Source organism: Mesorhizobium sp. M0410, assembly GCF_040321435.1.
Classification (GTDB): domain Bacteria; phylum Pseudomonadota; class Alphaproteobacteria; order Rhizobiales; family Rhizobiaceae; genus Mesorhizobium.
Genome location: NZ_JAMYRN010000009.1, coordinates 287,875 through 305,248, shown reverse-complemented (window position 1 = coordinate 305,248; position 17,374 = coordinate 287,875). Strand labels below are relative to the sequence as shown.

Sequence of the window (17,374 nt, the reverse complement as noted above, 5' to 3'; positions counted from 1 at the left end):
CAGCGACGGCAGCAGCATTGCCCGTGGCCTCGATCACCACATGATCATCGTGGGTGAGTTCCTTCCTGGCGAACTCCTCGAGCTTATTGCGCAGCATTTGAACGCGGCCGAGCTTGACGATCTTGCCATCAAGCAACGACATGACCTCGGCGGCTACGCGGTGTATGTCCATGCCGATAATACGCACGGTTCCCTCCATCGTTGGTCACGACAGGGAGCGAGCGGGCAACACGACAAATACGGATCCGCGCTCGCAGCGCATCCGGGCGAGTCGTAGGGGCGGCCAGATAATGTGCTCGAACTCGCAGTTCATCTGCATACGACGGCCTGCCCGCACTTGCGTGCTCCCGGTGCCCCGTGGCCCGGATGCGCCAAGCTTAACGAACCTGACGTACCGAACAAACGATGGCACCAAGAACATCATGCCGGATAATGGCTTCATCGAGAGCTTCAACGGCCGACTAAAGAATGACTCGTGCAAGCTAATTTCAGCTCAATCACACCAGACAACTTTGTGCTGCGAGATGCGACCACAGGATCTAACATTGAGCGGATCGTTCATGGAATACTATGCTTGGCAGGGTCATAGGCTGGCGGCTGGTATCCAACTTCCTTGCAACGACCGAAATGCTCAGCCCTTTGGCCAGCTCGGCTAACGCAGCCAGACCGCCATATCAGAAAGAGCACGCTTGCGAAATAGGCCAACTGAAGGAGCAACGAACAAGCCAGCGTCGTGACGACTACTGTGCGGATGGAATGAGAAGCGAAGTAGACAATCAGAGCGTTGCTGCAGAGGACCAGCCCCAGGACGCGACAAAAGATTTTTAAGGGCAACGCCGTTCTCCTGGTTTTGTCTCCTCAGATCATGCTGCGACCTGGTCGGCCGCAACATGGGTCTGGCAGTTCTTCGGGCAGACGCGGCTGCAGGCTCCGCAGCCAATGCAGCGGCCGGCATGGTCGACGACCATGATCATGCGATTGAGCTCGCCGTCGAAATCGTCGTCGCAGGCGCCGAGGATTTCACCCGCGTCATCGACGCCGTAAAGATGCATGACCTCGCGAGAGCAGACTTTGAAACAGCGGCCGCAGCCGATGCAGGTCGTGCCGTCTATGGCGGTGAGATATTCCGGCATCCATCCGGAGCCGTTGCGGGTGGTGAATGTGCTCCTCATCGTAACTTCTTCATTGCAGCGAGCTCTCTCTTGGCACCATCCAACTCGGCAAAAACGGCCGACGTTTCCTCGGCAACTTCCTCTATCTCCTTCCATTTTCCCGGGAGATCCTCTGCAAGGTCGCGCAATTTCATCTTGGCAACTGCCGCGCGCAGCTGAAGCTTTCGGACCTTCTTCCCCATCTCATCTAGCTTTGACATAGATCCTTCCTCGAAATCGGTTTCTTCACGCCCGTGCAACGTCGGGATAGGCTTCAATGGCTGCAGTCGCATCGTCGACCAGTTTCGTACCGGCCTCCGCGACTTCCTGAACGTCTCGAATCCGAACCGGTCGATTTCTCGACAGAGCGACCAACCGCCCGGCCGTGAAAAGCAATCGTCCGAAGCCCCCATGGGTTTCATCTCAATCGTTGGCGATGTCATCAGGCGGGAGCGCTCTCGATCCTAAGCCCGACGGCCGTGTAGAACATATCGAGCCTCCACAGCACGTCCGGATCGGGATCGCCGATGATGGGGATCGCACGGCGCTGTTTTCTGGTGACGATGAAGTCGGCCAGCGGCGTGGAGTCCGATTTGCCTTTCCCACGAGCCGTAGGAGTCTTGAACACGGATCAGCCGCACGAGGTCATCTGACAAAAGGCATGGCAAGGGCCGCCTCGTCCTCGTTGACAACCGGGTTGACCGCTGCATCAGACACTTCGCCTTCTCCTCATTTCAGTCCTCTTCCTCGAAGCACGCTGTCTGTTTTCTGGGACGCCTACTTCGGGCACGCTTGCGCAGCCGACGCCCGGCTCGGCGCGGCTGATTCCACGCGATTGATGTCCCTCTGGCAGACCTTGAACACGTCCTCGACTGCGAAGTCTTCGACGCGAATTCGCGTCGAACATCACTTCCGCCGCAATGCGGCCGGAGGCCATGAAGATTCGAGCCTCGATCCTGCTGCAAACGATCGACCAAGTGCTGCATGGACCCTCCTTGCTGCGGCCACGCCAGGGAAATGGACGAATTGGCCAGGAAGCCATTTCGACCCAATTACCCTTTTTTGTCTTTCCTCCTCGGCCGACCGCGTTTTGGCACCTTCGGGAAATTGTTTTGCGGAGCCGCACAGAGAGCGCCGCTACAAACCTTCCCACCCCTGTACTTGGCGAGGGCCTGCAGCAAATCCGGCAGAAGGTGGTCTTTCAGTTCGTCCGGGATAGGCTCCGGACCATCCAGCGACTGCGAGGCCAGTTCAACCAACTCGATCGCGCGATCGTTGTTGCCGTTCTCGTGGTAGTACCGGGCGACCGCCGGATAAGACCGGAACTTAGGGCTGTCGCGTTGCGGGGGATTCAGTGCCAGGATGTGTTCGGACAGCTCCTTGCCCATCGCGAAGCGCTCAGCAGGGGGAAGGCGCGAATGGTCATTGGCCGGATGGAAAAGTTGGTCTAGCGCCGAAACCATCCAGTCCTCGGAATTTTTATCGATCGCGTCGCGAACCAATTGGCGTATCACGGGCAAGCCGGTCCACATGTCTTGTATTTTGTGAAGCAACAGATGTGCATGAGCCAGGCGGAAATTGATGTCGTCCGGCATCAAGGCGATGCCCTCTTCGATCGCCCAGAGCGCCGTCTTCCAATCTTCTAACTTTACCGCCGCCCAGAATCTGTCATCGATCGGCTTCTTCAACGCTTGTTCGCGCGCCATGGATTCGCTTGTGGCGATCCGCTCCGTATTGGCGGCTTTCGCTTTATCGCTAGTGCGCCAGCTGCCGCTGAGCACTTTCGGCAAAATCTCATCGAGTTGCCCCGGATGACCAATAAAGGCGATGTGGCCGTCTCGGTCGACCACGAACGAAGTCGGAATCCCGGCGGAAAAGCTGGGTTTCATCCAAAGCTTGTTCATTTCGCCTGTGTAGTCGAACGCGATCCGATAGTTCAGATTCGAGCACTTTTCGGTCAACCACGCGTCCAACTTGGTGCGAGCCTCAACGGCCGTTGGAGCGTCTTCATTAGCCGCGACTGCGACGACCTCAAGTCCGCTGTCCCTGTATTTCTCCTGCAGCCGCATCAAATGGAGCATCTCCCCCACACATGGTCGGCACCAAGTTGCCCAAAATTCGACGATATAGACTTTGCCGGGCTGGAAGTTCGCAAGGGGCTCGCCACGCAGCCAGTCCTCTACTTTGATCGAAGGAGCCGGTGACCCCATCTGCAATACCATGTTGCTCTCCAAAGCTGTTGCCAAAGCTTGGGTGACCTTATGCGCGAGCTTGTTCCCCCTTTGAGACGGGGCACGAGGGTTCAAGGAAGGGGGAGCATCGCTCGTCTTGCGCATCTGCGTGCAGTCAGCCTTCACTCAGTGTTGCTGAATCTCAATTCGCAAAGGCCGTGCCAACGCGCTCAGCGCGCAGTAAACGCTTGATTACACTTTAAAAAACCTCCGGGTGCCCAAGATAGCCGGTTGTATTGGACGCGACATGTTTTCTGCCACTGTCAGATCTTGAACACGCATCACGCGCTTCGCGTCGCCAGAGAAGCGTGGCCACGGACGACTCGACATATATTCGGGCTGAGGGACGAGCAGATGGACATCATGACTGCGTTGGCTACCGCCAGCCTCGTCATCATCGTCTGCCTCAAGCTTGCTTGAGCTTCTTGCCGTTTCGGTCGCTCAGGTGGTAGCGGAATGCCATTGCGATTTCAGGGGCCGTTCCATCCGAGCATCGCCTCTGCCCTACCTCTGCCGCTTTGCGATTGAATTCCTGGCTGGCGGCGCAGGAGTTCTTCACGACGAAGCCGGTCATGTCCGCTGCGGGTCGCGAGTACCGTCATCGCCAGATTGACGATGATGATCGTGGCGAAGAGGGCCAGGATCAATGCCGGCATGTGCCGGCCCGGTGAACTCTCCCGGATTCCTGCTTTTGTCGTTCTGTGTCTCTGTGCACAGTCCCTACAGGGACCACCTGGTGCGAACGTGAGCGTTGTCGGAATTGACCGGCCAAAGACCACTCGGTCGCCACGCGGGTTGGGCCGGACCGACTGAAAACGCTGAAGATGCGGCCGCCCCCGCCGCTGACCCGGCTACCATCCCAGGCGATGACAACGTGATTGATGCCATCGTTCGCGCCGAGGCGGCAAGAGCCCGACCGTCCGACTCGAAGGTCGGTGCCTTGGCCGCTGCACGGTCGTTGCGGTGTTCAGCTCCCGGCCAGTGGTGAGGGAAATCGTGATAACGCCAATACGATGCCGGCTACGGGTCCGAACTCGGCCTGCCGCGCTGAAACGACGCTCTTTCTCGACCTGACGTCGACCCGAGTATCGGTGTTTTGAGCGCATTGAGGACGCCTGGGCACTCTGCCCGGCCGTTGGTCTGCGCGTTACGTATTGTCTCGGCGAGCAGACCCCGAGCGCGCGTTAGAGGCGTCCGGGGAATGTTCTTCGCGACGGCGCTTGCAAGTTGCTCGAGGAGCTTCGCGAAACCTGCGCGTTGCGGCGACCTTTCTCCGACTTGGCATCAGGATAGGTGACCCGGGGGAGTAGAGCTTCGAACAGCATCGGTGCTGCTTCAAAACCCGTCAGCGCGCCAAAAACAGCGGCAATGGCGGCTTCCCCACTATCCATCTCGTTACGCCACCGAAGAGCCGCTCGCGCAGCCGTCGGCTGCCATAAGCGCCCATGACTATCATGTCGGCAGACGTGTCGATTGCGTGCTGCGCGAGCACCGTGGCCACTGGTTTGCCGGCGCTCGCCAGCCGGTCAACCGACACCCAAGCACCGTGCCGAGTGAGATAGGCAGCGATGTCGGCTCCCGGCTCGGTACCGTTTCCGGTGCCGGTCGCCTCCGGATCGACTAATGCGACGCGAACTTCCTCAGCACCGGCTAGCAGATCCAGCGCTTCCCGAACCGAACGGGACGCCTCGACTCGCGAATCCCAGCCGACCAGCACGCGCCGTGGCGACAGAGTCGCCTCAGCGCCCTCCGGCACGACAAGCACCGGCCTTCCCGTATCGAACAGGCTGCCGTTGATAACAAGGGGTCCGAGATTAATGTCGTTGAGAAGTGCGGGGCCGACGATTGTCAGGTCGGTGCAGAGCGCCCGCTGTCGCACCGCGTCACCGACGCTGGCCTGATCGCAGTTGGCAATATCGACATCATAGCACCGCCACGTGGCTCTCAGCAGTTTGTGAATTTCCCTGCATGTTTTTTCCAGACTGGCTATGTCCTGTGAAAATCTCTCGATTTGCCTATACCCTTTTTCCAGTCTGGCAATGGCCTGTGCGCGTTGCGTAGGCCACGCGGGGATGCCATCGCCTAGCAGCGTAGGCGACATAACGAGCGGCGGAGGCGACATAATCAGTACGGAAAGGTACGCGCCGACCTCGGCACACAAGCCGGCAGCTGTTCTGATGTCCTGATCGGAGTGGTCGGCTCCCGTCACACTGAGTACGCTTTTGAAGGCCATCTGACTGCTTCTTTCTAAGTATGTCGTACCTGTAGGCGCGTTTCGAAGCCGCAAGACTTGCCCTCAGCACGACGGAGATGGGGGTGGCACTACATCCGTTCGCTATTTAGTCGTCCGGCTTCTCGAGCGAGTAGCCAGCAGACCTGACGGTACGAATGACGCTGCCGGGCGAGGCCGTCTTCAGCGCCTTTCTGATCCGGCTGACATGGACGTCGACGGTCCGTGCACCGATGTGGATATTGTCCGGCCAGGCCGCGTCGATCAGCTCGTCTCGGCTGAAAACCTTGCCGGGATTCTCAAGCAAATGCCGCAGCAGGTTGAATTCGATCGGTCCGAGATGGATGTCGTGGCCATTGCCGCGAACTCGGTGGGCATCGAGCTTCATCTCAAGGCTGCCGCAGCAGAGCCAGCTGCCGTTTTCGATCCCGTTTGAACCCGGCTTCGGCAGCGCCAGCTTCGTCCGTAGACAGTCGAGCAGCTTGGCCGGCGCGAAGGGCCGCACAAAGCTCTCGTCAATACCTGCCTTCAAGAGATCGAGGTGCTGGTTCTCGGCCCCGGGCGCGATCAGCGCAATTACGGGCAGGCCGCCGGTCCGGGGCTCCCCCTTGAACCGGGCGCAGATTGTGGAGCCTGTCGCGCTTGCTGGCCCGCAGTCCAGCACTACCGCCTGGAGCTCCCGTTCATCGGCCAATGCAAGTGCTTCCTTCACGCCGTCTGCCGGCTCACTCGTGAAGCCGTCCACTCCCAGAATGTGGCTGAGGAACAGATACAACTCCGCATCTTGCGAACAGATCAGGACCAATGGCTTCATCAGCGCTACCCCAAGAACCAACTCGGCATCGCCCCCCTTGGCTGAGTGGGTTGAGCATGGCCTGTCCTCAAGGCTTGGCATGATCCCCCGGCTCGAAGAGCGGTTCCATCATGCCCGCGCCACCTCGGGATAGGCTTCAATGGCTGCGATGCCATCGCCGACCAGTTTCGTGCCGGCCGCGGCGAGTTTCCAGAACGTCTCGAAGCCGAACCGGTGGACGTCGCGCAGGGTCTTCGACAGAACGACCAACCGCCCGGCCGTGAGAAGCACGCGCCCAAAGCCCTCATGGCTTATCTCCATCATCGGCGATGCCATCAGGCCGGAACGCTCCTCGATCGCAAGCCCGACGGCGGTGTAAAACATCTCGAGCCTCCACAGCACGTCCGGATCGGGATCGCCGATGATCGGGATCGCACGGCGCTGTTCCCTGGTGATGATGAAGTCGCCCAGCAGCTCGGCGTCCGATTTCCCTTCCCAAGACCCGTTGGAATCATGAGCCCGGACCAGCCGCACGAGACATTTGACGAACGGGGTGGCAAGGGCCGCCTCGTCCTCGGCGACAGCAGAGCTAACCACGGCGTCAGACATTTCGCCCACTCCTCATTTCAGTCCTCGTCCTCGAAGGACGGTTTCTGTTCGGCGACACCTGCCTGCGCTAGCACTTTGCGCAGCCAAGGGGGAGGACACGTCCTGAGCATCATCTGCGTGCGCAACAGCACCTCTTGGATGGTTTGGGGCTGCGGCACTTTGATCGGATGAATTTTTGCCGAAACAACCTTGGCTGCCGAAGGTCCGCCGATCGCCAGACAAAACAGGAGATGACAGCCCTTCAGCGCCTCCACCTTCGGGGTGATGCGGTCATCGCCCTCAGTTCGGTGCTCCCCGCTCTCATCGGAAACGTCATCGAAGGCCACGGCCTCGACGAGATTCCACTCCTCGCGCGTCACGTCGTAAACAGCAAAGCGCCTGGCCGAACCGAAATGGGCGTTGAGGTTCTTCATGTCCTGCGTGGCGATCGCCACGCGCAATGCGCCGGCTTGGCGTTCCGGCGTCGGTGCGTGAACCTCGTCAGTGACGAGCGAGAGGCGACGAACGGAGCTCATCTGGCATTTCTCGCTTACGGAGTGGATCGAGCGCCTCAGGTGTCGGCGCGTGCCGGTTGGCTTCAAAAATGTTGGCAACCTCGAAGATCAGGTCGCGGGTCCCTTGGTAGAGGATTGTGAGCTTGTGCTGGCTGCCGAGCCGGTCGAAGATCGGGAAGCCGACCCGCATGAGCGGAATGCCGAGGCGCTGCGCCGCCTGGCGGCCGTGGGAATGGGTGACGAGAAGATCAGCGCCGGCGCCAAGAGCTTCCAAATCGCCGAGATCGCCGATTTGAACCCACTGCGCCGATACTTCCTCCAAAATTTTCGACATGTCGGTCGTGGTGACCGCCGCCGCGATTTCGGAGCCCATTCCGATGAAGAAGCTCGCGAGTTGGTAGAGTTGGTCTGGTTCAGCAGCGATCGCAATTTTCTTGCCTCCAAAGTGGAAATGTCCGTCGAGCAACGCGTCCTGCAACTGCGCCCGGCGACGGCGCACCCCAGCCGGGGCCGCCGCGCCCGAAACCGCCGACAACAGCGAGACGAACCGGTCGGCGTCCTTCAATCCAGCCAGCGACCGGAACAGCACGTAAGGCACGCCGGTCAGCCTCTGCAGCACCTCGGCCGGGCGGCGCATATGCTCACCGATGACGATGCATTGCTCGGCCGTGCCAAGCTCGCGGATATCCTCGACGCTGGTGCCGCCATAGGTGGTGGTGACCCAGCGGTTGGGCACCGTACCGTCGAGCGAGCCGGAGACGTCCGGCAGAATCACCGGCTTGAGTCCAAAGCTTTCAACCATCTCACGCAAATGCTCGATATCAGCCACAGTGAGGTTCCAGCCAGGCAGGATCACGATCTTCTTCGACTGCCGCGCCTGCTCGCCGGGCCGCGTAATCCTTTCGATCATCGCTGTGACAGCCTTGGCCCAGCCCTCTTCGATCGCGCCATCGAAATCCGGTGTGTTGGCCAGCACGACCTCCGTACCTGCGAGTTCTTCCGTGCGCTTCAGCCTGATATTGGCGATATCTCCTGCGCAGTCTTCGCCCCGGGTTTCCACCAGCGCCGTCGTGCAGACCCCGATCAGCGTTGGCTTTGTGCGGGCCTTGAGGTTGAGGATCGCCTCTTCCAGATGGTCTGCCCCGCCAAGGATCGTCGCCACCTCGTCCATCGCCGTGGTCTGCAAGGGGATGGCTTCCTTGAAATGCCGCACGAAGAGCACGAGCGCGAAGCTGGTGCACCCCTGGCTGCCGTGGAACAACGGCATCGCGCCGTCGACCCCAAGGAAGGCGAAGGCGGCACCCAACGGCTGCGATGACTTCAGCGGATTGACCGCCGCCGCTTTGGTCTGGGGAACGATGCGGACCATCGCTTCCTCAACACTCGCCGAGATCGTCGGCCGTCGTGCCGGCGAATTCCTGGACAGCATGCAAGCTCGCGGTCTCGCTTTTCATGCGCGGCAGTTCCTCCCTCACCGCAGGCTGGCAATCCCATGGTGCCGGCTCCCGCACCTGGCACCAGATCGGGTTATGAATGGCGAGGTCGATCTGGCGTACGAGTTCCACCATGCCGTCATAGCCGGCGTAAGGGTGTTGGCGCTCCTGGTTGATATCGAGCCAGGGTGTCTTGGCCTTCAGCGCGATGAATTGCGTACGCCCGCCCGACAGCATGATATCGGCCTTGTGTTCCGAGAGCATGGCGTAAAGCTCGCGCGCTGCCATCTGCTCGAATATGTGGTTGTCGTCCTTGAGAATCTGCTTGATGCGCTCCTTGTCTTCGACGGTCGACTTCTTGACAGAGGTGCCGACGATCTCGATGCCGATCTCCATCAGCGCATGGACGACCGACCAGGACTTCACACCGCCAGTGTTGAGCAGCACGCGCTTGCCTTCGAGCCTCGGCCGGTAGGCCGCGAGCTTCTTCCAAGCGATCGCCTCCTCCTCTGCAATCAATGCCTCGGTGCGGCCGAGGATCTCCGGATCGGCACCCTTCTTCACGAGCAGCTGAGAAATCTGTCGGAGCGCTTCCGAGGTGTCGGTGATGCCGTAGAAGGAGCCCTCGAAAAACGGGATGTCCCAGCGCTGCTCCATCTTGCGGGCGAGATTGATGAGCGCGGTCGAGCACACCATCATAGCCGCCCGGGCGCGGTGCGCGCAGGCAATGTCGAAGTAACGCGCGTCGCCCGGAATGCAGGCGCGCACCCGGATGCCGAGCCGATCAAGGAGCGGCTTCACCAGCCAAAATTCACCCGAGAGGTTGAATTCGCCAAGAATGTTGATGTCATAGGGCCCGGCATCGTCGGGCTCCGCCGTGCCGATGACATGCTCGAGCAACGCCTCGCCGGCAAGCTTGTTGCCGAGATTCTTGCAGCCGACGAAGCCCGGCGCATTGACCGGCACCACCGGTAGGCCGAACTTTTCCGCCGCGCGCTTGCAGACGGCCTCGATGTTGTCGCCGATCAGCGCCGTAACACAGGTCGGATACACGAAGACAGCCGGCGGCCCATACGCTTCCTTGATCTGGCGGATCGCTTTGAAGAGCTTCCGCTCGCCCTGCCCCATCACAACGTCGAGTTCGGTGAGGTCGGTCGTGAAGCTCGTGCGCCACAGCGTTGGCCCGGACGAAGCCGCACCGCGGTTGTCCCAGGAATTGCCCTCGCAGGCGAGCGGCGCATGGATCAAATGCGCAACGTCGGTGATCGGCTGCAGCACGATCTTGGCGCCATCGAAGGCACAGCCGCCGGCCGCCGCCCCGGGGGTCAGTGGCTTCGAACAGCCCTTTTTGCGCGCCTTGGCATCCTTGCCGCGGTTCTGCTCGCAGGCGGGCTCGTTGAAGACATCCTGGATTTTGGCTCTGAGCGAGGACATTGCGTCGGTCTCCAAAGTCCCTCGGGAAGACGACCGGCCTCACCGAAGAGCCGGCCGCCACGCTTAGCGGGTGAGGTCATACGAATAGTCCGTCACGCCCGTCTCGCTTGTCTCGCGATCGAGCTTGTCGAAGATCTTGTCGAGGATCGTCGTCAGGACGCGCAACCCGCCTTGGTAGCCCATAAGCGCAAACCGATGGTGATGGTGGCGGTCGAAGATCGGAAACGTCAGCCGGATCAGCGGCGTCCCGGTGTCGCGCTCCAGATACTTGCCATAGGAGTTGCCGATCAGCAGGTCCACCGGCTCGGTGAAGAGCAGCGAGCGCATCGCCCAGAGGTCCTTGCCCGCCCAGACTTGAGCATCCTTGCCGAAGGGCGATGATGCAAGCAGTTCCCTCAACTCCGCTTCCCATGCCGAGGTGCCGTTGGTGGCGAGGCAATGGGTCGGCTCGCCGCCCGTCTCCATGATGAAGCGGGCCATGGCGTAGACAAAGTCCGGATCGCCGTAGATGGCGTATTTCTTCCCGTGCAGCCAGGATTGGCTGTCCGCCATGGCGTCAACAAGTCGGCCGCGCTCCAGGCGGATTGCCTCGGGGATTTGCTTGCCGGAAATCGCGGAGACCTCCATCAGGAAGTCGTCGGTCGCCTGGACGCCGAGAGGGTAATGGAACGAGGCCGTCGCCTGCCCTACCCCCTCGCAATACTCCAGTGTTTTTCGGGTGTTGTAATGCTGTAGCGAAAGTGTCGCCTCGGCATTGAGTGCCTTCCTCACGTCTTCGATTTTCGTGCCGCCGTCGTACATGCGGTATTCGCCGTCCGACGGCGTGTCGAACTGGTCAGAGGCGTCTTGGATGAAGGTATAGGACACGCCTATCAGATCAAGCAGGCGCTTGAGGTCCCGGTTGTTGCCAACGCAAAAGCCGTCGAAACCCGGAATGATGTTGATGGTTCCCTCGGCTTCCGTTCGCTCCTCGCCTTTCCAGAAGTGCTCCAAAATGCCCTTGACCGTTACGTCATAGCCGTCGACATGGCTGCCGACGAAGGCCGGCGTGTGGGCGAAGGGCACGTCGAAGTCGCGCGGGACCGAGCCTTGGTCCTTGGCGTTCTCGATGAAGCTGTGCAGGTCGTCGCCAATGACCTCGGCCATACAAGTGGTCGAGACTGCGATCATCTTCGGGTCGTAGAGTTGGTACGTGTTGGCGAGCCCGTCAACCATGTTCTTCAGGCCACCGAACACTGCCGCGTCCTCGGTCATCGAGGAGGAAACTGCCGAAGCAGGCTCCTTGAAATGGCGCGACAGGTGCGATCGGTAATAGGCCACGCAGCCCTGGCTGCCATGAACGAAGGACATGGTTCGCTCGAATCCCGCGGCCGCGAACACCGCGCCGAGCGGCTGGCAGGCCTTGGCGGGGTTCACGACAAGCGCTTCGCGAGCGAGGTTCTTTTCGCGGTATTCCCACGTCTTGGTGAATTCGCGTTGGTCGGTAACGACCTGGTCCGGGTGCGGACATTCGAAATTCAGCCTCTTCTCGGCGAGCATCTGCCTGTATTCCGGCTCGCGGAACAGGGGAGCGTGGTCGAGAACTTTTTCAGCCGACTGCGGCATGGGTGGTTACCTCTTTCCATCTGGCCCGCCATACGGCGGCACAGGGACGTCGAAACGTTTCAGGTCTCCCGCGGACAAAGGGCCACAGGCGTTTAACGGCCTCCCGGCTTACGGGAGGCCAGGTTTTCATTCGGCTGCGATCGCCGCCGACGGCTCGGCTTTTTTCTTCCAGGGGGCGTCGTAGAGGTTCCAGACCGGGTTGTTGATGGCCAGATCCATGTCGCGGGCGAAGATGGCGAAGCCGTCGTAGCCGTGATACGGGCCGGAATAATCCCAGGAATGCATTTGACGGAACGGTATGCCCATCTTCTGGACCGGGTACTTCTCTTTGATGCCGGAGCCCACGAGATCAGGACGGATCCCCTCGATGAACTTCTCCAACTCGTAACCAGTCACGTCGTCATAGATCAGCGTGCCCTTCTTCACGTAGTGGCCGGTGCGCTGATAATCGTCGTTATGGCCAAATTCGTAGCCAGTGCCGACAATAACCATGCCCAGATCCTCATATGCCGTGACGACGTGACGGGGGCGCAGCCCGCCGACATAGAGCATCACTGTCCTGCCTTCGAGGCGCGGCCGGTACTTGGCAATGACGGCATCGACCAGCGGCCGGTATTTGGCGATGACCGCCTCGGCCTTGGCCTCGATTTCCGGCCCGAAATGCTTGGCTATCTTGCGCAGAGAGGCTTCGGTCTGGGAGGGGCCGAAGAAATTATACTCCATCCAGTCGATGCCATACTTTTCCTCCATGTGCCGGCAGATGTAGTTCATCGACCTGTAGCAATGGATAAGATTGAGCTTGGCCTTCGGCGCGCGCTCTATTTCGGCCAGCGTAGCGTCGCCCGACCAGTTGCCGACCACGCGCAGGCCCATCTCCTCGAGCAGGATGCGCGAAGCCCAGGCGTCGCCGCCGATGTTGTAGTCGCCGATCACATTGACATCGTACGGGCTGGCCTCGAACTCGACGTCCTTCTTCTCGAACACCCAGTCGCGGATCGCATCGTTGGCGATGTGGTGGCCGAGTGATTGCGAGACGCCGCGGAAGCCCTCGCAGCGCACCGGCACGATCGTCTTTTCGTGCTCCTTGGCCTTGTTGCGGGACACAGCTTCGGTGTCGTCGCCAATCAGGCCGATCGGACATTCGGATTGCACGCTCATGCCCTTGTTCAGCGGAAACAGTTCCTCGATCTCGTCGATGATCCGTTCCAGCTTCTTGTCGCCGCCGAAAACAATGTCCTTCTCTTGGAAATCGGAGGTGAACTGCATCGTGACGAACGTGTCGATGCCCGTCGTGCCGACGTAGTAGTTGCGGCGTTGAGACCAAGAATATTGCCCGCAGCCGACCGGGCCGTGCGAGATATGGACCATATCCTTGACTGGACCCCACACCACGCCTTTCGAGCCGGCATAGGCGCAACCGCGAATCGTCATCACTCCGGGGATGGACTTGATGTTCGATTTTACCTCGCATTCGGAAAGGACCTCGCTTTCCTCGCCAGCCTCGTCGCCGCTTTTTGCGACGCTGAGGTGCTTTTTGCGGCGCTTCGCCGCCTTGTCAGGATATTGCGACAGCACCTCCTCGATAAGCTTCGCATGGAGGGCGCCGTCATTCTCGTATTCCAGGCTCATGGGACCCCTTTCAAGGTTCAGGGTGACGCCTCACCAACGAGGCGCCGTTCTTTGAAAGGCGCGCCAGGTCAAGGCCGCGCCTCGTTCGGCAGCGGTCGTTACTGTGCGGCCGCCTTGGCCGCTTCCTTGACCTGAAGCTCGGCAAGCATCTGCTCGTCAGTCTTCATGATGCCGAAGTCGAGCAGCATTTCCTCGAGCTCCTCCATGGTGATCGGGGTTGGGATGGTGCCCTGGCCCGAATTGGCATGGATCTTCTCGGCCAGTGCCCGGTATTCCCCGGCCTGCTTGGAGTCCGGCGCATACTGGATGACAGACATCTTCCTGAGTTCGGCGTGCTGGACGATGTTGTCGCGGGGCACGAAGTGGATGAGCTTGGAATTGAGCCTGGAAGCCAGCGCTTCGGCGAGGTCGAGCTCGCGGTCGGTTTGGCGCTCGTTGCAGATCAGGCCGCCGAGCCGCACGCCGCCCGAATGGGCGTATTTCAGGATGCCCTTGGCGATGTTGTTGGCGGCATAGAGCGCCATCATCTCGCCGGACATGACGATATAGATTTCCTGAGCCTTGTTCTCGCGGATCGGCATCGCGAAACCGCCGCACACCACATCCCCGAGCACGTCGTAGGAGACATAGTCGACATCGTCGTAGGCACCGTTCTCCTCGAGGAAGTTGATCGAGGTGATCACGCCGCGGCCGGCGCAGCCGACACCCGGCTCAGGGCCGCCCGACTCCACGCATTTGATGCCTTTGTAGCCGACCTTGAGCACGTCCGCGAGTTCCAGGTCTTCCACCGAACCTTCCTCTGCCGCGAGGTGCAGGACTGTATCCTGCGCCTTCGCGTTCAGGATCAGGCGGGTGGAGTCGGCTTTGGGGTCGCAGCCGACGATGAGGATTCTCTGCCCGAGGTCGACAAGGGCGGCGAGCGTATTTTGGGAGGTGGTGGACTTGCCGATGCCGCCCTTGCCGTAAAAGGCGATCTGACGCAAACCTGACATGTAGCTTTCCTTCCTTCGTTCCATTCATCGCGGCTGCCGCGACATGAATGCCGGTCGGGCAGCTGTCGCCGCCTCGCACCCAAGGATCTCAAGACTCGTGCCAATTTGGCTGATCGAACCGAAGAATAATTTCATGGTTGCTTTTCAGGTATTTAGCTTGAAGCCAAAGAAAGGATCGTCGGAACAAGACGTGTAGCGGACCCGACAATGGCGACACAAAGCGTCGGATCGCGATCCTCAGTTCACCGCATTCGTTCGAGCCGCATCGTTGTGTTGAGATGGGCGAACAGCTTCTCGATCCTCTAACGTTAATTGCGGGATGCTGCGAACTCTTCTGTTCCGGCGAGCTGACGTGCTTGGTTCTCGCGTGTCCTCATCGACACTGCGCGGAATCTTGCGCGCCACGCTGGCATACCATTGATCCACGGCCATCCATCCGGGCCATGGGCGGATAATTCAGCCATATCACCAACCCAAGGGGACTCGGCTCACTTATCGGCGCAGGAGTTCAGTATCGGCGTCATCGCCTTGACATGTTCGTCAATCCGCTCAAGCACTTTCGCCGCGACAACGTCGCGCTCAGGCAGATGCCACCAGTGCTCATTGACGAGTTCGACGGTCTCGACCACTGCCTTCAGGACTGCCGGCTCCGGAAGCCTTGCGCGGTTCGCAAATGCCTTCCATCGCGGTGCTGCTAGCGCCTTGAACGAGCGCTCCCCTCCAAGCGAAAGCGCCATGGCGTCGGCGGGAATATATGGCACGGTCGACAGAACGTCGTAGATTGGTGCAAGCACCGGCTTGTCGCCGTTACCGGGATAAATCAAAGACCAGTTCTTCAGGTGCATGTCGCCATTGCCGGTGATGACGGTCAGTGCCAGGCGGCGGACGAATTCGAGAGCCGCCGTAGGCGAGACGGCCACGCCAAGGGCCAAGGCTATGTCGTGATAAGCGGCGCCCTCATATTTGCGCGAGGGATAGACGCCGAAGACCTGAGCGAAATCGTCGATGTGAATCCTCTTGCCCTCAGCGCCGCGATCGAAGCGTTTGACGAGAAGGACCTTGCCCTCTGACAGCGTGTTGAATTCTTCGGGAATATCCTCGAAATCGGACTTCTCGACAAGTTCGCATTCAGGCACCTCCATGCCGATCGCTGCGGCCAGCGCGAGGTTGGCGAATTCATTTTCGGAAACGCCCGGATACGCCGTCGAAGGGAACTTGGCGATGTACCGGCCCTGCTCGTCGTCCATCGGCAAGGTAAGGCCGCCGCCTTTTCCAGTGTTCTTCATGACCGACAGCTTCATCTGCACGCCGGCAAGTGAGAACCGTGCCTTGGGCTTATCCTTTGAAGCATCCTGCGATACCGCTATCGCGCCGTCACTGGGCAACGCCCGTACGGCTCCCGGCAGATCGGCGCCCAGCGCCGTTAAAAGATCGAAATCATTGCCTGGCCGCACATTGCCTTCGTGGTGCTTTTCCATCGCCTCGCGCAATTTCTCTCCGGCAGGAGATTCGCGAAGAAAGCGGGCAAGGCGCCCGCCAGAGGCTTCGGATCTTTCCGCAATCCTCCCGTCGCTGCCCGGAACGACAGGCTGAAAACCGGAAAGCCGCCCGTCGCGCGGTAGGCCTCATCGAAGTTGAATGCGTTGAAATCGCCCGGCGTCCTAACGATTGTGCCGATCTTCAGTGCGTTCAAGAACACGTCCAGCGACGGGATCGTCTTAGGTGCGCGAAAGACTGGAGCCATGATCGTCATCGTCAGGTTGAGAAACAAAGGCGGGTCGATCGTCATCATCATTCGGACGCAATAGAGCCTGGACAGCCGGCACCATGACTTGCGGAACCATCATCATTTCCAGACCGAGTGCGCGAGCGATATTCATGAGCGTCGTCGCACGCGCCGCTGCGGCTCCCTTTTCGATGTCGCGATAGCGGGGACGGGATATACCCGCCAAATCAGCGACCTGCTCCTGTGTCATGGCAGCGGCCAGCCTCGCCTGCCTGAAAAGCCGACCGATTTCGCGCAGAATTTCCGATTCAGAGTCCATCATAATACCTATACGATCTATTCCAATGCGCGATGATACGCAAAGGTATCTCGTTCCAGCGAGCAAGTCAGAACCTTATGATCTGTTCGCGTATCATATATAAAAATAATGATATGCAAACAGATCAATCCTTCATTGAGGATCTCCGAGCCTTTAGCGCGGCACAGCGAATGGCGTTCCTCCAAGAACAGCTGCTACGGCCACCGCCCACCGGGATTCTACCGAATGGGCCCGGTGCGTACGTCGCTGCGAAAACGGCCAACTGAAAGAACATTCAGCGAACGGCTATTTTGGCCTCGGCGCCGATGCGCCCGACGGTGGCCCTATAAACGCGAAAGAGACGAGCGATTTCAGCTGCCGGACGGCCTTCATTTAACATGCCGATGATTTCGGAGCGCTGATAGGGTGTTAGTTTCGGACGGTGTCCATCCTTTCGCCCGCGTTCGCGGGCTGCCTATAACCGGGGCTCCGTGGGCATTCTACAATAATACCCGCTAAGGGAAATTCAAAATTGTTTAGTTGAGTTGAAGCGGTTAGCGCGGATCGGCCTGAAGCGTTCGAGGGTCGGTCAATTTCGTTCCAGAGATAGTCTCCGGTGAGTGCGATATGAGCCCAAGGAAGCGGTGCGACCCGGGAGAGCAACTCGGCGGGAATATCGATGCCCTGGCTGCGGACATAATCGACAGCGCGGCTGAGATAGACGGCAAAGCGCGTAGGCTATTGGACCC

15 protein-coding genes and 5 pseudogenes are annotated in these 17,374 nt (G+C 59.9%); all 20 read right to left on the bottom strand.

Going from position 1 to position 17,374, the window contains the following annotated elements:
- Positions 1 to 187 (bottom strand): annotated as a pseudogene (locus NKI63_RS16395) (IS110 family RNA-guided transposase); the annotation flags it as partial.
- 371 nt (positions 188 to 558) lie between these two features.
- A complete protein-coding gene (locus NKI63_RS16390) occupies positions 559 to 834 on the bottom strand; it encodes an exopolysaccharide production repressor protein (protein WP_352822330.1) in 276 nt (91 codons plus the stop codon).
- 29 nt (positions 835 to 863) lie between these two features.
- Positions 864 to 1,172: a ferredoxin III, nif-specific gene (fdxB, locus tag NKI63_RS16385; RefSeq protein WP_352822327.1), complete on the bottom strand. Its 309-nt coding sequence runs from the start codon at positions 1,170 to 1,172 to the stop codon at positions 864 to 866.
- Positions 1,169 to 1,372, bottom strand: a complete 204-nt coding sequence (locus tag NKI63_RS16380) for a CCE_0567 family metalloprotein (RefSeq protein WP_352822326.1) — start codon at positions 1,370 to 1,372, stop codon at positions 1,169 to 1,171. Before NKI63_RS16380 ends, fdxB begins: the two co-directional genes overlap by 4 nt.
- Before the next feature lie 25 nt (positions 1,373 to 1,397).
- Positions 1,398 to 1,814 (bottom strand): annotated as a pseudogene (locus NKI63_RS16375) (NifX-associated nitrogen fixation protein).
- A gap of 389 nt (positions 1,815 to 2,203) precedes the next feature.
- Positions 2,204 to 3,373, bottom strand: coding sequence for a TlpA disulfide reductase family protein (locus NKI63_RS16370; RefSeq protein WP_352822323.1), 1,170 nt, complete (start codon positions 3,371 to 3,373; stop codon positions 2,204 to 2,206).
- Between the two features lie 479 nt (positions 3,374 to 3,852).
- Positions 3,853 to 4,038: a hypothetical protein gene (locus tag NKI63_RS16365; protein ID WP_352822321.1), complete on the bottom strand. Its 186-nt coding sequence runs from the start codon at positions 4,036 to 4,038 to the stop codon at positions 3,853 to 3,855.
- 689 nt (positions 4,039 to 4,727) lie between these two features.
- Positions 4,728 to 5,615 (bottom strand): universal stress protein, encoded by an 888-nt coding sequence (locus NKI63_RS16360; protein WP_352822318.1) that lies wholly within the window; start codon positions 5,613 to 5,615, stop codon positions 4,728 to 4,730.
- A gap of 106 nt (positions 5,616 to 5,721) precedes the next feature.
- Positions 5,722 to 6,426, bottom strand: coding sequence for a response regulator transcription factor (locus NKI63_RS16355; protein ID WP_352822315.1), 705 nt, complete (start codon positions 6,424 to 6,426; stop codon positions 5,722 to 5,724).
- Positions 6,427 to 6,534: 108 nt separating this feature from the next.
- On the bottom strand, positions 6,535 to 7,014 hold the full coding sequence (locus NKI63_RS16350) for a NifX-associated nitrogen fixation protein (protein WP_352822312.1): 480 nt from the start codon (positions 7,012 to 7,014) through the stop codon (positions 6,535 to 6,537).
- Positions 7,015 to 7,031: 17 nt separating this feature from the next.
- Complete coding sequence (gene nifX / locus NKI63_RS16345; RefSeq protein WP_352822310.1) at positions 7,032 to 7,529, bottom strand: nitrogen fixation protein NifX; 498 nt, start codon at positions 7,527 to 7,529, stop codon at positions 7,032 to 7,034.
- Complete coding sequence (nifN, locus tag NKI63_RS16340; protein ID WP_352822348.1) at positions 7,495 to 8,877, bottom strand: nitrogenase iron-molybdenum cofactor biosynthesis protein NifN; 1,383 nt, start codon at positions 8,875 to 8,877, stop codon at positions 7,495 to 7,497. The genes nifX and nifN overlap by 35 nt, the downstream gene beginning before the upstream one ends.
- 7 nt (positions 8,878 to 8,884) lie before the next feature.
- On the bottom strand, positions 8,885 to 10,375 hold the full coding sequence (nifE, locus tag NKI63_RS16335) for a nitrogenase iron-molybdenum cofactor biosynthesis protein NifE (RefSeq protein ID WP_352822307.1): 1,491 nt from the start codon (positions 10,373 to 10,375) through the stop codon (positions 8,885 to 8,887).
- A 63-nt stretch (positions 10,376 to 10,438) separates the two neighbouring features.
- A complete protein-coding gene (nifK, locus tag NKI63_RS16330; RefSeq protein ID WP_352822304.1) occupies positions 10,439 to 11,980 on the bottom strand; it encodes a nitrogenase molybdenum-iron protein subunit beta in 1,542 nt (513 codons plus the stop codon).
- Positions 11,981 to 12,106: 126 nt separating this feature from the next.
- Positions 12,107 to 13,609 carry a nitrogenase molybdenum-iron protein alpha chain gene (gene nifD, locus NKI63_RS16325; RefSeq protein ID WP_352822301.1) on the bottom strand — a complete coding sequence of 501 codons (1,503 nt, stop codon included), beginning with the start codon at positions 13,607 to 13,609 and terminating at the stop codon, positions 12,107 to 12,109.
- 98 nt (positions 13,610 to 13,707) lie between these two features.
- Complete coding sequence (gene nifH / locus NKI63_RS16320) at positions 13,708 to 14,601, bottom strand: nitrogenase iron protein (RefSeq protein WP_352456984.1); 894 nt, start codon at positions 14,599 to 14,601, stop codon at positions 13,708 to 13,710.
- 488 nt (positions 14,602 to 15,089) lie between these two features.
- Positions 15,090 to 16,345: pseudogene (locus NKI63_RS16315) on the bottom strand (type II toxin-antitoxin system HipA family toxin).
- A complete protein-coding gene (locus NKI63_RS16310; RefSeq protein WP_352822298.1) occupies positions 16,320 to 16,646 on the bottom strand; it encodes a helix-turn-helix domain-containing protein in 327 nt (108 codons plus the stop codon). The pseudogene NKI63_RS16315 and the gene NKI63_RS16310 overlap by 26 nt, the downstream one beginning before the upstream one ends.
- A gap of 274 nt (positions 16,647 to 16,920) precedes the next feature.
- Positions 16,921 to 17,055 (bottom strand): annotated as a pseudogene (locus NKI63_RS16305) (recombinase family protein); the annotation flags it as partial.
- Positions 17,055 to 17,336 (bottom strand): annotated as a pseudogene (locus tag NKI63_RS30740) (hypothetical protein); the annotation flags it as partial. The pseudogenes NKI63_RS16305 and NKI63_RS30740, both read right to left, overlap by 1 nt.
- Positions 17,337 to 17,374: the final 38 nt, after the last annotated feature.

Bases quoted from the DNA above. Each gene is read 5' to 3' on its own strand.
- fdxB (WP_352822327.1), bottom strand. From the start codon at position 1,172: ATGAGGAGCACATTCACCACCCGCAACGGCTCCGGATGGATGCCGGAA.
- NKI63_RS16380 (WP_352822326.1), bottom strand. From the start codon at position 1,372: ATGTCAAAGCTAGATGAGATGGGGAAGAAGGTCCGAAAGCTTCAGCTG.
- NKI63_RS16370 (WP_352822323.1), bottom strand. From the start codon at position 3,373: ATGGTATTGCAGATGGGGTCACCGGCTCCTTCGATCAAAGTAGAGGAC.
- NKI63_RS16365 (WP_352822321.1), bottom strand. From the start codon at position 4,038: ATGCCGGCATTGATCCTGGCCCTCTTCGCCACGATCATCATCGTCAAT.
- NKI63_RS16360 (WP_352822318.1), bottom strand. From the start codon at position 5,615: ATGGCCTTCAAAAGCGTACTCAGTGTGACGGGAGCCGACCACTCCGAT.
- NKI63_RS16355 (WP_352822315.1), bottom strand. From the start codon at position 6,426: ATGAAGCCATTGGTCCTGATCTGTTCGCAAGATGCGGAGTTGTATCTG.
- NKI63_RS16350 (WP_352822312.1), bottom strand. From the start codon at position 7,014: ATGTCTGACGCCGTGGTTAGCTCTGCTGTCGCCGAGGACGAGGCGGCC.
- nifX (WP_352822310.1), bottom strand. From the start codon at position 7,529: ATGAGCTCCGTTCGTCGCCTCTCGCTCGTCACTGACGAGGTTCACGCA.
- nifN (WP_352822348.1), bottom strand. From the start codon at position 8,877: ATGGTCCGCATCGTTCCCCAGACCAAAGCGGCGGCGGTCAATCCGCTG.
- nifE (WP_352822307.1), bottom strand. From the start codon at position 10,375: ATGTCCTCGCTCAGAGCCAAAATCCAGGATGTCTTCAACGAGCCCGCC.
- nifK (WP_352822304.1), bottom strand. From the start codon at position 11,980: ATGCCGCAGTCGGCTGAAAAAGTTCTCGACCACGCTCCCCTGTTCCGC.
- nifD (WP_352822301.1), bottom strand. From the start codon at position 13,609: ATGAGCCTGGAATACGAGAATGACGGCGCCCTCCATGCGAAGCTTATC.
- nifH (WP_352456984.1), bottom strand. From the start codon at position 14,601: ATGTCAGGTTTGCGTCAGATCGCCTTTTACGGCAAGGGCGGCATCGGC.
- NKI63_RS16310 (WP_352822298.1), bottom strand. From the start codon at position 16,646: ATGGACTCTGAATCGGAAATTCTGCGCGAAATCGGTCGGCTTTTCAGG.